Raw genomic sequence first — 12,666 nt, 5'->3', positions numbered from 1 at the left:
CGCGCTCGGCGTCAGGGCAGGATGAAGTAGCGCAGGCTGACATACGGGATGGTGCACAGGATCGTCACGGCGGTGACGATCAGGCCGTATTTGGTGAACTCCCAGAACGAGATCGGGTGGCCATTGCGTTTGGCGATCCCGCAGATCACCACATTGGCGCTCGCGCCTATAGCGGTGGCATTGCCGCCGAGGTCGGCGCCGAGGGCGAGCACCCACCACAGCGACTGATGCCCGGGCGGCAGGCCGGGGGCGGGGCCGACGAGGTCGTGGACCAGCGGGGCCATGGTCGCGACATACGGGATGTTGTCGATGATGCCGGACAGCACGGCGGAGCCGACGAGAATCCCTTGGGCCGCAACGTGATAGTTCGTGCCGATGGCCGTGGTGAGGGCATCGGCGAGTTGGGTGATGACGCCCTGGTGGACGAGTGAGCCGACCATGATGAAGAGGCCGGCAAAGAACAGCAGCGTCTCCCACTCGACGTCCTGGAGATAGTCCTCGGGGTCGAGGCGCGAGACGACGATCGCCAGGCCGGCGCCGATCAGGGCGATCACCGAGGGCTCAAGGTGGGTGAGTGAATGCGTCAGGAAGCCGAGCAGGACGAGGGCGAGGATGGCGAGCATCTGCCACAGCAGCCGCCGGTTGGTGATCGTCTCGCGGGGCGTCAGCGCCAGCACGGCCGCTGCGCGCTCAGGATCGTGGGTGAAATGCCGGCCCCACAGCAGCCAGCACAAGCCAACGAAGACAGCGACCAGGACGACGACGATCGGGGCAAGGTGGGTCAGAAAGTCGTTGAAGGACAACCCGGCCCGGCTGGCGATGATGATATTCGGCGGGTCACCGATCAGGGTTGCGGTGCCGCCGATATTGCTGGCCATAGCCTCCGCCAGCAAGAACGGAATCGGTGCCAGTCCCATCCGGTCGCACAGGAGCAGGGTCACGGGCGCGATTAGCAGGACCGTAGTGACATTGTCGAGCAGAGCCGATGCGAGCGCGGTGATCAAGACCAGCATCACCATCATCCGGAAGGGACGGGCACGCGCCCGCTGCGCCGACCAGATCGCGACGAACTCGAAGACGCCGGTCTGTTTGAGGATGCCGACGAGGATCATCATGCCGAAGAGCAAGAAGATGACATTCCAGTCGATGCCGGTCTCGGGCGAGAAGAACATCGCGTCACCGCGAGTCGCCCCGATCACCACCATCGCGGCCCCGCCGGTGAGCGCGACGGCGGCGCGGTTCAGCTTCTCGCTCGCGATCACAACGTATGCCAGCGCGAAGACCACCAGCGCCAGCCACGCGGCCGGGTGCATCAGTCCCCCACGACGGGCGCATCCGAGGCGCCGGCCGCCGCCGGTTCGGGCGGATCGGGCTGGGTGAGGACACCAGAGCGCCCCCGCTCGATGATGTCGCGCTGCAGGCGGCGGCGCACGAGATCGCTGTCCTGCCCGGCGGCGGTCGCGATGGCTGCCAAGACACGCGACATGGTGACCACGCCCCGGTAGCTTTGGTCGCGCTCGCGGACCAGCACGACGGGATAGTGGCCCTGGTCCATGACGGTGGCGATCTCGATGAGGGTGTCCTCGGGCAGGACCGACGGCACCTGAGCCGCCTTGAGGCGCTTGGCGTCCAGGAGCTCGCCGATAGTGACGGTGTTCAGCTTCCGGCACAAGTCGTCCGCCGCTCGCTCGTCGAAGGCGTGAGCGAGCTTGGGGTCGTCGCGGACGTATTGCGGCAGCACGACGGAGAGCAGCTGGGTTCCGGGGATGACCGCGATCGGCGCATCCTGGTCATCCGCCACCACGAGGCCGGTCAGGCGGAACTCGGCCACGACGCGCGCGGCCTCGGCGCCGGTGGTCTCGCGATGGACGATCGGGACCTGTTCGAGCAACTCCTCGGCGCGCATGCCCCCAGCCTGCCAGGCGGGGGGCACGGCATGCGGGCTCGGACGGCGCCAGTCACGACGCCGAGAGCGGTCGGTCGCAGCGCGTGGTCAGGAGGCCGGGGGCAGCGCGGCGATCAGCGCTGCCACGAGCGGGACCGTGCGCAGGTCCGCGGCCTCGACCTCGGGCGAGAAACCGAGCCGGACGACGACCAACTTGGCCGATGGCACGACGAATACCCGCTGACCGTCATGGCCTTGCATCCAAAAGGTGTCGGCGGGCAGTGTGGGTTCGACGGCCGCGCCGTTCTGGTCCTTGTTGGTCCACCAGCCCGCGGCATACCCGGGCTCTTCGGAGGTGGCGACCTTCTTCACCTTCGTCGACTGCGCCATCCAGCCAACGGGGAGCAGTTGTTCGCTGTGCCAGGCCCCGTCCTGCAGCGCGAACTGCCCGATGGTCGCCCAGTCGCGCGGCGTCGCCCACAGATAGGAGCTGCATACGGGGGTGCCGGACGCGTCCGGCTCCCAGGTGGCCGAGACCAGGCCGAGCTTGGCGAAGAGCACGCGTCGCGGCAGGTCCGCGCCGACATTCGTGCGGTCGCCGAGCACTGAGCACAGGATGTTGGTGCTGCCGCTCGAATACCGCAGATAGGTGCCGGGGTCGTGTTTCAGGGGCAGGCCGGCGGCATAGCTCGCCATATCGGGTTCGCGATAGAGCATTTGCGTGACCGGCGTGCCGAGGGCATAGGTCTCGTCCCACTCCAGGCCGCTGGTCATCCGCATCAGTTGGTCGACGGTGATGTCGGCCTTCTTGCCCTTCCACTCCGGGCGCAGGTGGTCGTCCGTGACGGCGATATTGCCGTCCGCCGCGAGCATCCCGACGAGCAGGTTGGTGACGCTCTTGGCCATCGACCAGCCCAGCTGCGGCGTCGTCGCCGTGAAACCGTCGGCGTAGCGCTCCGCGACGAGCTTGCCGTTCTGCACGACGACGACGGCTCGGGTGCCGAGCGTCGCCTTGTCGGCCGCGGGCATTTCATCGCCGAAGGCCTGAGCCAAGGCCGCCGCAATTGCGGCCGAGGGGGGCGGAACCGAGGCGCGCACAAAGGGATTGGCCAGATCACTGACCTGGCTGCCGTTGCCGAAGTCCGGTGCGTCCTGCGCCAGGGTGCAGCCGAAGTCGGGGGTGAACCAGGCCCGCTGCTTGGCCAGCGCGCCCAGAATGCTCCCGGTCAATTCGTCGCCGCTGCTGGACTCGCGCAGATAGGGGACCAGGGGGTTGGGCGGCAGGTCGACCGCCGGGTTGGTGCGCCCAGCCACCTTGGTGACGGCGCAGGCGTTGTGTGCGGCATACCCGGTGCCGGTCAGGAGCAGCGGACGTTCGTACCAGTAGCCCGCGACCAAGGCGATCAGGACCAGTCCGAGCAGGGCAGCCAGGATCTTGCGCACGCGATGCCGGGATCCGCTCCTGCTCATGGGCGGGACGCTAGTGCATCGAGGTGACGGATCGGAGAACCCTTCGGGTCAGCTCAGCTTGAGCCGGTTGATCCACCCCCAGAAGGTTTCACGCAGAGCGTGCCGCGATTCGTCGTCGATGTCGTAGACGCCGCTGCGGCTGGACAGGTCGAGCAGCAGAGTTCGGTCCAGGTCACCGGGGATGAAGGGCTCGCCGCGCCGCAAGCTGATCAGGGCCTCGGGTGTCGCCGTGGCACACCACGACGTCACGACTTGCCGAACCACGGCGTCGATGAGGTCCTCGGTGATCTCGCCGGCCTCGTCGTCGAATCGCGCGGGCTCCCCGGTCGTCGTCGACCAGGTCGGGGTGGGTGCGCCGTTGCGCGGCACCACAATCCCGGATGCCTTGCGACCCGCAAGAACCGCCGGGGTGGGCGCATTACTCGCCGCGGCGGGCGCGCGCACCGGCAGCTCGGCGGGCGGGGCCGGCGCGCGGGTGGGTTCGGCAGGCGGGCGAGGACCGGGCATACCGGCCGGAGACTGCGGTATGCCGCCAGGGCCACCCCCCGCGGCGGGCTTGCCCCCCGCTGGGGTCAGCTGGTCTTCGGCCGGCCCGGCGTCAGCGGGGCGTGCCGCCCCCGGGGCTCCGATCGGGGTATCGGTCGTGGTCGTGCCATCGGGGGCCGCGACCGCGTCATCGGCGGCGGGGGTGTCGGCGGCCGCTGGCTCGGCCGAGCCGGGGATGAGCGCGGCCGGGATGGTTGCGGGGCGCACCGAAGCGTCGACGACCTCGGGTTCGATGAGGATGACGCCATCGGCCTCGCGCTGGAGATTGCGGGCGACCGCGTGCGGACGACCGGCCGGCCCCGGCACGGCCATGATGATGACCTGCAGGCCGTGGAATTGCGCTTCCTCGACGGCCTCGGTCAGGTCGTCGTCGCCGGAGACGAGATAGATGACATCGACGACCCGGTTGCGGGCATAGGTGGCCAGGTCCAGGCCCATCCGCAGGTCGACACCCTTCTGCTCCCCGGTGTGCGAGAGCCGGCCGAGCCGGAGCTTGACCCGCGGGAGGAGGCCGATGTCGTCCTGGTGGAAATCGGGCATACCGCCGGGGCGGCCGCCGGAGTCGTACCAGTTGACGCGCAGCAGCGGCATACCGGACTCGGCTTCGGCCTGGGCGATCAGGCCCTGGATCAAGGCGGTGTGGTCCACCTGGACACCGCGCCGCAGCGAGGTTCCGGTGACGCGCGTGGCGGCCGACGCCAGGAGGTAGCCGGCGTCGACATAGATCGCGCAATAGGACCGCATAAGGACAACCTTGCCATTTCCGCTGCTGGGGCCGGACATCGGCTGCCGCCCCGGAGTTGAGTCTCCGGGGCGGCGGCGCGGGGGCGAAACTCAGTGCTTGAGGATTGCGGGCAGCGCCTTGAGGAAGAGCGCCTGGACCTGCTTGGACGGCAGGACCGTGGTGCCGTTCGACTTCGCGAGCGAGGCGCCCCAGGAAGCCGCCGCCGCGCGCTGGCTCGGCGTCCCGTGGTGCCCTGGGTTGTTGACGGCACAGTCACCGACGAGGTGAGCGAGGGCGATGGCGCCGTTGACCCGCTCGGCGTTGAAGTTCAGGCCTTCCCGGTGCGAGTCGAGGTAGGCGCCATAGGCGTCCGCCATCAGCTCCATCATTCGCGTGTTCTCCGGCGAAGTCTGCGCCGGGTAGGCGTGGTTCTCGAACTGCACGTGGTGGCCGTACTCGTGCGAGAGCACCATCTGCGGGCCGACCTCGATGTTGCCGGTGTCGCGCAAGGCCTTGATCATGCCCTCACCCATGACGATGCGGTCACCGATGCCCTCCAGGCCGGCCTGGCCTTCTGCCGTGAAGGCAAAGGCGTTGAGGCTGAACATCGGGTTGTTGCCGTCGCGCAGCTGCTTGGTGTCGAGGATCAGGGGGATGATCAGGTCGGCGAACTGCGCGGCGTCGGCCGCCGAGACGCCGAAGATGGTCTGGACGGTCCGGATCACGCGAGCCCGGTCCACGACCATATTGCTGTGCATCCCCATGACCGCGATGTCGCCGGACTTGATGTCCCAGAAGCCGCGGGCGACGCTGGTGGTGTAGCGGACCTTGCCCGTCGTGCCGGGCGTGAGGGAGTAGTCGGCGTCGGTGCGCGATCCATAGATCAGAGCGTCATAGGTCGGGTAGTCGAAGGCACCGACGAGCGCGAGAACGAAGAGACGCGGCAGCGGGATTCCGGCGGTGATCTTCTCGACATAGGCGTTGAGCGTCGTGGGCTCGCACTTGGCACCAGTCAGTTGCGCCTCGATCGACCGGCCGACCGGGCCCGGCTCGGCGCCGGTCTTGGCGAGGAAGGCCGCCCGGCGGGCTTGCCAGTCCTTCGGCAGGGCGGCGAGGAGTTTCTTGACGATCGGCGCCGCCTGCGGGTCGGTCGTCGCCCCGGTGCGGAAGTCGTAGGTGTACTTCTGGGCGGCCGACGACGCGGCGCGCGACGACGCGGCGGGCGACGACGCGGCAAACGTCGGCGCGGCGGCGGCGGACAGCGTCAGCGCCATCGTCGCGGTGACGACGATGGCGCGCGTGCGGGTGGACTTCATCGGTGAAACTCCCCTGCGGATGTGCGGTCCGGACGTGTGGGTCCGGTCGAGGGCCCTGCGCCCTCGCAGGGGACGATACCCGTACGGTTGAATGGCGACAGAGCGGCACGTCGTCGCCGGAATCGAGGGGGAAAGCAATGCCACCCAAGAGACGCGGGGTCCTGCCGCTCATTCTTGGCCTGATCTGCATGTTCGTGCTTGCGCCGGGGATCTTCTTCGGGGGCGTCGCCTATGGCAGCAAGGGCCTGCTCAACACCGTCCGGGAGGTTCCGACCACGCCGCCCGGCGGCACGGTCGAACTCGGAGCGAACTCGACCATGGTGATTATGGTCGACGTGGGCGCGGCGACGGGCACCAGCTTCGAGAGTCAGACCGGCCAGCCGAGCCAGGCCTGTGTGGTCCTCGGGAGTGACGGCGCGACGATCGGCATGGAGGCGAGCGGCCCGGCCTTCCGCGCCGCCTTCGACGGCCGCCAGTACGAAAGCGGCGGCTCCTACACCTCCTCGACAGCCGGCACCTACACGGTCACGTGCGGGTCGAATCCGGCGAAGTTGCTGACCGGCGACACGGCCGCCAAGGTCGGCGGCAAGACCATCGGCGTCATCGTCGGCGCCTTCATCATCGCCACGCTCTTCGGTCTGCTCGGCGTCGTGCTGACGATCGTCGGCATCGTGAAGATGGTGCGCTCAGGTCGCGAACGCCGCGAGGCGGTCTACGGCGGGCAGCCGCCGTACGGCGGGCAGCCGCCGTACGGGGGCCAGCCGCCCTTCGGGGGTCAGCAGACCTACGGGGGTCAGCAGACCTACGGGGGTCAGCAGACGTACGGGGGTCAGCAGACCTACGGTGGGCAGCCGTCATACGGGCAGTCGAGTGATGCCAGCCAGCCGTATGCCGGTCCGCCCACCTACGGCACCCCGCCGCCTCCGGCGAACTACCCCACCGCGCCTCCACCCCCGCCGTCCGGGTACGGCACGCCGCCACCACCGCCCGGGTCGGGCAGCGGGACGGGCACGCCCCCCACGTCCGGCTGAGCGAGTTGGCCGACTTCCTCATCGCGCGCAACCCGGACACCGAGTCCTCGCTGCCCTACCTGCTGCGGATCCCCCTGGGCGACGGCATCGTCCTGCGGGCCCGGGAAACGTGGCCCCGGACGAGCAAGGTGTTCTGTTTCCGCGGCGGGGATGACTGGCCGCCGGACGCCGAGATCATCGAGGCGCTCCCCGTGCGCTCCTGCGTGCGGCGGGGCGCCTCGATCGATCTGGTGCTGGAGCGGTCACGGGAGAACCGCTCACAGTTCGTGATCGCGCGGGCGCGCGGGCGCGAAATGGTGTTCTGGCAATCGCCGCGGACCACTAAGACGGCCAAGCCCGCGGTGGACCTGCCAACCGCGCGGGCGTCCGGCCTAGGCGATCTGGAGATCGTCGTCGATAGCCGCGAGCGGTATGGGTGGAAATTCAGCCATCAGCAGGCGAGCGTCGTCAAGCGGGCCTTGCGCGTCGGCGACTATGGCGTGGAACTGGACAGCGAACTGGTCGCGGTCGTCGAGCGTAAAGGTGTTGACGACCTGGTCAGGAGCCTCAGCAGTGGCCAGCTGCGGGCGGTGCTGAGCGAGCTGGTGACCGTGCCGCACGCCGCGGTGGTGGTCGAGGACCGGTATTCGCAGATCTTCAAGCTGACCCACGTCCGGCCGGCGCTTGTCGCCGAGATGCTCGCCGAGTGCCAGGTGCACTTCCCGAGCGTGCCGGTCATCTTTGCCGAAACCCGGGCGTTGGCGCAGGAGTGGACCTACCGCTTCCTGGGTGCCGCCTTGGCCGATGCCCGCCACAGCGGCGGGGCCAGTCTGCGCTGGGCTGCGGACCCGTCGGTCCTGGGCGACGGTTTGGCGTCTGACCAGCTGCGCGCGGCTCCCGGCGAGTCCGAGTAAACCCGCCCGCCGAGGACCGAGGGCTACGGGAGCGCGGGCGAGGGGTCCGAGAGGGGGTCGAGGCCGCCCTCGACATTGGGTGTGGCGGCGTCGGTGCTCGTGGCATCCGGGGTGCCCGGGTCGGTCGGCGTGCTGGGCGCCTCGGTGGACGTCGTCGGCGTGTCCGTCGAGGTCGTCGGCGTATCGGTGGACGTGGTCGGGGTGTCCGTCGAGGTCCCCGGAGTCTGGCTGGTCGGCGAGTCCGAAGGGCTGCTCGCCGGCGAGTCCGAGGTCGAGGACGAGGAGGGCACGACGGGCTTCGTGCTCCCGGCCTTGCCGGTGCCGGCCTTCTCCACCACTTGGCGCACCGTGGTCCCGGACTGACCGTCCAGGGCGCGGCCCATCCCTAGCTCGATGCCGGTGATCAGCACTAACACGCCGGCGAAGAGGGCCGCCGCGCCGAGCGCGATCCGTCGTCCGAGCGCCCGGTCGCCGGCGCGGGTCGGGCGCCATTCTCGGTCGCCCGCCCGCGTCAGGAGCGGCGATCCGTCCTCGTCCGTTTCGGCATCGGCGACCACAGCGCCGGTTCGCGCACCGGCGACCGCGGTGAGCGTGCGCGTGCGGATCACCGTGCGAGTGCGCCGCAGCGACTCGGTGTAGGCCGCCGCGGCGACGGCGGAGACCATGCTGCCGATCGCCGCGCCGCTCAGGGTTCCGGCCAGGCCGAGCCGCGCACCGAGGGCGGCAGCGCTGACGGCGGCCAGCGCACCACCAAGGATCTGGGTCAAGGACAGGCCGAGATAGCCGGGAGTCTTATCGGGAGTGTCGGAGTCGGAAGCGGCGTCATTGCCTTGAGGTCGGATCAGGGTGTCGGTGGCATCAGGCATAGAAGAGTTCAGAGATCGGTTTCGAAGGTCGAAGCGGCGGTCCCACTATCGACGCCGTGCGTGATGAAATCGTTACCCGATCGCCCCCGAATGTGATGCGGTTCACAACCGGGCCGCCTACCTCACCTGACTGACACGCTCGGCGAACAGACCCGGGGTACGCCGCCGTGCGAACGCTCACGAGCGCAGGTAGGCCTGCAGGGCCGTCGCCACGCCGGAGCCGACGCTATGGGGTCCGCCCAGGATGACGATGGTGCGTGGCTTCAGGCGCGTCAGCTCGGCGCGGATGGCGTCCGGGATCCGGCTGCTGGTGACCAGCAGCATCGGGCCCTTGTGCACGACAGCGGCCGGTGCACCCGAGAGAGCGTCGGTGAAGATCGCGCCCGAGGCGATGAAAACGGTGTCGGTGCCTGCGGGGAAGTTCGCCGCGGAGACGGCGGCCGAGACCTCGTAGCGGTCGGCGCCGCTGATCCGTGACGGAGTCACCCCCGCAGCTGCCGCGATCTGGCCCAGCACCGCGTCGTTGATCGATGCGGGCCCGCCCAGCACCACAACGGATTTCGGCTGCACCCGGCGCAACTCGCTCGCGATGGCATCCGGGAGCGCATCGGGACGGGTCAGCAACATGGGACCACCCCGGAGACCCGAGACCGGAGCCCCCGAGAGAGCATCGGGAAAGACGAGACCGGAGGCGACATAGGCGACGTCGACGCCCGGGGTGAAACTTGCCTGCGAGATGGCCGCGCTCGCTTCGTAGCGGTCGGCTCCAGCGAGGCGGCGGACCTTCGCCACCTGACTCTCCAGGAGCGATTCGGCCCAGGTTCCGACGCTCGCCGGCCCACCGAGGATGGTGGCCAGCGGCGGCTTCGTGTCGAAGACGACCTGGAGCATGTCGATGGGTAGGTCGTCGCGCGGAGTGAGCAAGAGGGGGCTGCCCGCCCGGCCGGCCACACCGGCCCCGCTCAACGCGTCGGTGAAGACGTTGCCGCTGGCGAGGAATAGGTCGCTTCCGCTGCCGCCGAAGGCGTTCTGCGCAATGGTCAGTGAGGTGCTGTAGCGGTCCGCGCCATACCACCGCACGACATCGCCATGTGGACGCGAGATGGTGATGACTGCGCCAGCGGACGACGTCGACTCCACGCGGATCGCGCGCCGCGAACCCGGCCACGTGAAGGACTCACCGGCCTCGAGACCTGGGTGTCGGTCGTAGGTCTCCTCAGTGGCGAGCGGATGGAAGTCGACCACGTCGAACTCCTGATCGTCGTTATCCCAGCCCAGGCCGTAGCGCCGGATGATCACCCCGCCACCCGGTCGGGTCCGACGGACACCTGAGCCGTCGACATACGTGGCGGCGTCGATATACCGGTCGTCGCCGGCGGCGATCCGGTACTCGATCTCGTAGCGGGCGTTACCGTCGATGAACGCCACTGATCGCAGCCCTACGCCGGCCTCGAGCGGCTTGAGGGTCACAGTCGCGCTGCCCGGGACCACGACACGATCGCCCACGCCCAAGACGCCGAGCCGGTCGAGGTTGAAGGCGCCGATGGCACCGAAACCGTACGGCTGATTACCCATGACATCCCAGGCGTCGTCATAGGTGGTCGACCGGCAGGTGTCGGACAGCGGGACCCGCTTGCCCCGCGAGTCGAAGCACCACAGCGCGCCGCTGTGCGTCAGGTCCAAGTTGTGACCCATTTCGTGGGCCAGCAACGAGGCGAGTGGATAGCCGTTGACCCAGATGAATCCGTCGCCGGTGGCGGAGGGGCCGAGGGTCGCAAGCCCACCCCACCAGCAGGACGGGAGATTCTCCATCACCGCGACGATGTGGTGGAAGCGATCGTGCGGCGTGGTGCCGGTGATAGTGCGCACCTTCGACTCGATCGCGGTGTAGTCGCACTCGTCCCTTTGCGTCGTCGTCAGTGTGATCTTCTGCGGCGCCATGATCGTCGCGGTCGCCAGGGTGATCTTGGCGTTCGTGTTGCGTTTGTAGTAGTCCGCCATCGCCCCGAAGCTGCGGGCCAACTCCCCCGCGTCGGTGGTCGATGACTCCCAGTAGACGGGAACGACGAGCACGTGGTGTTCGCCGAGATCGGTGCCGTGCCGCTCCCCGGGATCGACGCGCACCGAGGCCACCGCGACCGTGCCGCGCGCAAGCGCCGCACCGATCGCCGCATCGTCACCACCGACGGGCGCGGACAACCGCGCCAGGACGGCCCCGGTCGGCACCCCGCGGATCAGCGTCAATGCCACCGGGATGCGTTGCCCACCCACGAGCACGTATGCCGTGTCCGGCCGCCCGCGAGCAGCCTCGCCTTTGACACCGGGCGCCGGGTCCCCGGTCAACCGGACCAGCCGCGCAGGCACCTCCTGCCGGGCATTCGACGCCCCGGATGCCGTGGGCGGGGCGGCCGTGAAGCCCGGCGCGGCACCCCCCACCAGAAGGGCGGCGACCCCGACAATTGCCAGCCAGACCGAACGAACTCGCGCGCGCATTTCCCCTGCTCCTTTGTGTGGCGGGCCCAGCGGGCTCTCGAAACCCTAGACGCCGGGCGCGGGTGGCCGGTTGGCTGCCTGTCGGCGCCCGACTGCCTCGAGCGGGTGACCGGCCGCCTGCCAGGCGCTGAACCCGCCCGCGAGGTGGGTGACGTCCTCGCGACCCATCTCGGTCAGCGTTGCGGTCGCCAGCGCCGAGCGCCAGGCCGAACCGCAATAGAGCACCAGTCGGCGCCCGTCGTCGAGCTCAGGCTTGTAATACGGCGACTCGGGGTCGACCCAGAACTCCAGCATCCCGCGGGGCGCCGACAGCGCCCCCGGGATGGTGCCGAGTCGCTCCCGCTCGCGCGGATCGCGGATGTCGACGAAAAGGACGCCCGGGTCATCGAGCAGGCCCACGGCATCCGCGAGGGCCAGCGTCTCGACTTTGGCATCGGCTTCGGCGACCAGACTCGCCGCATTGCGCGCGAGCGGTTCGCCGGGTTTGCGACTGCTCATCTATCCTCCTAGACGGTGGCGATCTCGATGCATCCCAACCGGTGACCGTCCACGACGGACGGCTCGCTCGAGGGCGCGGTCATGGCGAAGAGGGTCCGGCCGTCAGGGCCGCCGAGGGCGCAGGCATACGCGATCTGGCTGGTCTCGACCTGGCCGGTGACCTCGCCGCCCTCGGCATAGCGCACGACGGCGTTGCCCAGCGCGGCGGCGACCCAGATGCCGCCCTCAGGGTCGGCGCAGATGCCATCCGGCGCGACCATCTGCGGAGCGGTCGAGGCCCATACGCGCCGGTTGCTCAACGTCCCATCCGACGCGACGTCGAAGGCGGTCAACTGCAAGCGCAAGGTCTCGGCGAGAATCAGCGTGCGACCGTCGTCGATCAGCGCCATGCCGTTGGGGAAGCGGACGTGCTCGGCGGCCACGTGTACGGAGCCGTCGACCTCGACCCGCGCGAGCGTCGTCGACCCGGCAGACTCGTCACCCAGGATCGTCGGCACATCGCGCTCGGCCATGTCGTGGTGCAGGTCATAACCGAAGTTGCCGACGAACGACCGGCCTAAGTTATCGGTGATCAGGTCGTTGGCGTGGAAGTCGGCCAACTCCGTCAGGTCGGCATGCTCGACGAGCGCGCCGTCGGGCTCCAGCCGCATGACCTTCTTATCCAGCATGCTGACGACGAGCAGGCGCCCGTCGGGCAGCCACCCCAACCCCGATGGCTGCCCCGGCACATCGACGACCTTGGTCTCCACGCCGTCCATGCCGAGGGTGAAAACCGCGTGCCGGTAGAAATCGCTGAACCACAGCCGACCGTCACGCCATCTCGGCCCCTCGCCGAACGCCAAGCCCGTTGCCAACACCGCTGCCGTGGTCATCGATGACTCCTTTGCCATTCCGGTATGCCGTTCCTCACCGTAGTAGGCGCCACCGACAACCCTCAGGCGACC

General features: G+C 69.2%; 11 protein-coding genes. 2 read left to right on the top strand and 9 right to left on the bottom strand.

The features are described from left to right. Positions 1-11: 11 nt before the first annotated feature. The 5 genes from ABD209_RS04135 to ABD209_RS04115 form a co-directional block, all read right to left on the bottom strand. Positions 12-1,313 carry an ArsB/NhaD family transporter gene (locus tag ABD209_RS04135; protein ID WP_344062539.1) on the bottom strand — a complete coding sequence of 434 codons (1,302 nt, stop codon included), beginning with the start codon at positions 1,311-1,313 and terminating at the stop codon, positions 12-14. After that, positions 1,313-1,906 (bottom strand): CBS domain-containing protein, encoded by a 594-nt coding sequence (locus ABD209_RS04130; protein WP_344062536.1) that lies wholly within the window; start codon positions 1,904-1,906, stop codon positions 1,313-1,315. Before ABD209_RS04130 ends, ABD209_RS04135 begins: the two co-directional genes overlap by 1 nt. Positions 1,907-1,993: 87 nt before the next feature. Continuing rightward, complete coding sequence (locus tag ABD209_RS04125; protein ID WP_344062534.1) at positions 1,994-3,355, bottom strand: serine hydrolase domain-containing protein; 1,362 nt, start codon at positions 3,353-3,355, stop codon at positions 1,994-1,996. 48 nt (positions 3,356-3,403) lie between these two features. Continuing rightward, positions 3,404-4,645, bottom strand: a complete 1,242-nt coding sequence (locus ABD209_RS04120; RefSeq protein ID WP_344062532.1) for an NYN domain-containing protein — start codon at positions 4,643-4,645, stop codon at positions 3,404-3,406. A gap of 90 nt (positions 4,646-4,735) precedes the next feature. Continuing rightward, complete coding sequence (locus tag ABD209_RS04115; RefSeq protein WP_344062530.1) at positions 4,736-5,941, bottom strand: M48 family metalloprotease; 1,206 nt, start codon at positions 5,939-5,941, stop codon at positions 4,736-4,738. A 137-nt stretch (positions 5,942-6,078) separates the two neighbouring features. Between ABD209_RS04115 and ABD209_RS04110 the strand changes: the two genes are divergently transcribed. Continuing rightward, entirely contained in the window at positions 6,079-6,972 is an 894-nt protein-coding gene (locus tag ABD209_RS04110; RefSeq protein ID WP_344062528.1) for a hypothetical protein, read from the top strand. 5 nt (positions 6,973-6,977) lie between these two features. Next, on the top strand, positions 6,978-7,865 hold the full coding sequence (locus ABD209_RS04105) for an ERCC4 domain-containing protein (RefSeq protein ID WP_344062526.1): 888 nt from the start codon (positions 6,978-6,980) through the stop codon (positions 7,863-7,865). A gap of 23 nt (positions 7,866-7,888) precedes the next feature. Here the strand turns inward: ABD209_RS04105 and ABD209_RS04100 are convergent, their stop codons facing one another. The 4 genes from ABD209_RS04100 to ABD209_RS04085 all read right to left on the bottom strand — a co-directional run bounded on the left by ABD209_RS04100 (position 7,889) and on the right by ABD209_RS04085 (position 12,594). Beyond that, on the bottom strand, positions 7,889-8,731 hold the full coding sequence (locus ABD209_RS04100) for a hypothetical protein (RefSeq protein ID WP_344062523.1): 843 nt from the start codon (positions 8,729-8,731) through the stop codon (positions 7,889-7,891). Between the two features lie 177 nt (positions 8,732-8,908). Next, on the bottom strand, positions 8,909-11,224 hold the full coding sequence (locus ABD209_RS04095) for a cell wall-binding repeat-containing protein (RefSeq protein ID WP_344062520.1): 2,316 nt from the start codon (positions 11,222-11,224) through the stop codon (positions 8,909-8,911). Between the two features lie 45 nt (positions 11,225-11,269). After that, positions 11,270-11,722 carry a rhodanese-like domain-containing protein gene (locus ABD209_RS04090; RefSeq protein WP_344062517.1) on the bottom strand — a complete coding sequence of 151 codons (453 nt, stop codon included), beginning with the start codon at positions 11,720-11,722 and terminating at the stop codon, positions 11,270-11,272. An 8-nt stretch (positions 11,723-11,730) separates the two neighbouring features. After that, complete coding sequence (locus ABD209_RS04085) at positions 11,731-12,594, bottom strand: SMP-30/gluconolactonase/LRE family protein (RefSeq protein WP_344062514.1); 864 nt, start codon at positions 12,592-12,594, stop codon at positions 11,731-11,733. Positions 12,595-12,666: the final 72 nt, after the last annotated feature.

It is taken from the genome of Nostocoides vanveenii, from assembly GCF_039531165.1.
GTDB lineage: Bacteria > Actinomycetota > Actinomycetes > Actinomycetales > Dermatophilaceae > Nostocoides_A > Nostocoides_A vanveenii.
The sequence above is the reverse complement of the archived record's forward strand: the minus strand, read 5'-3'. Positions and strand labels throughout refer to the sequence as shown.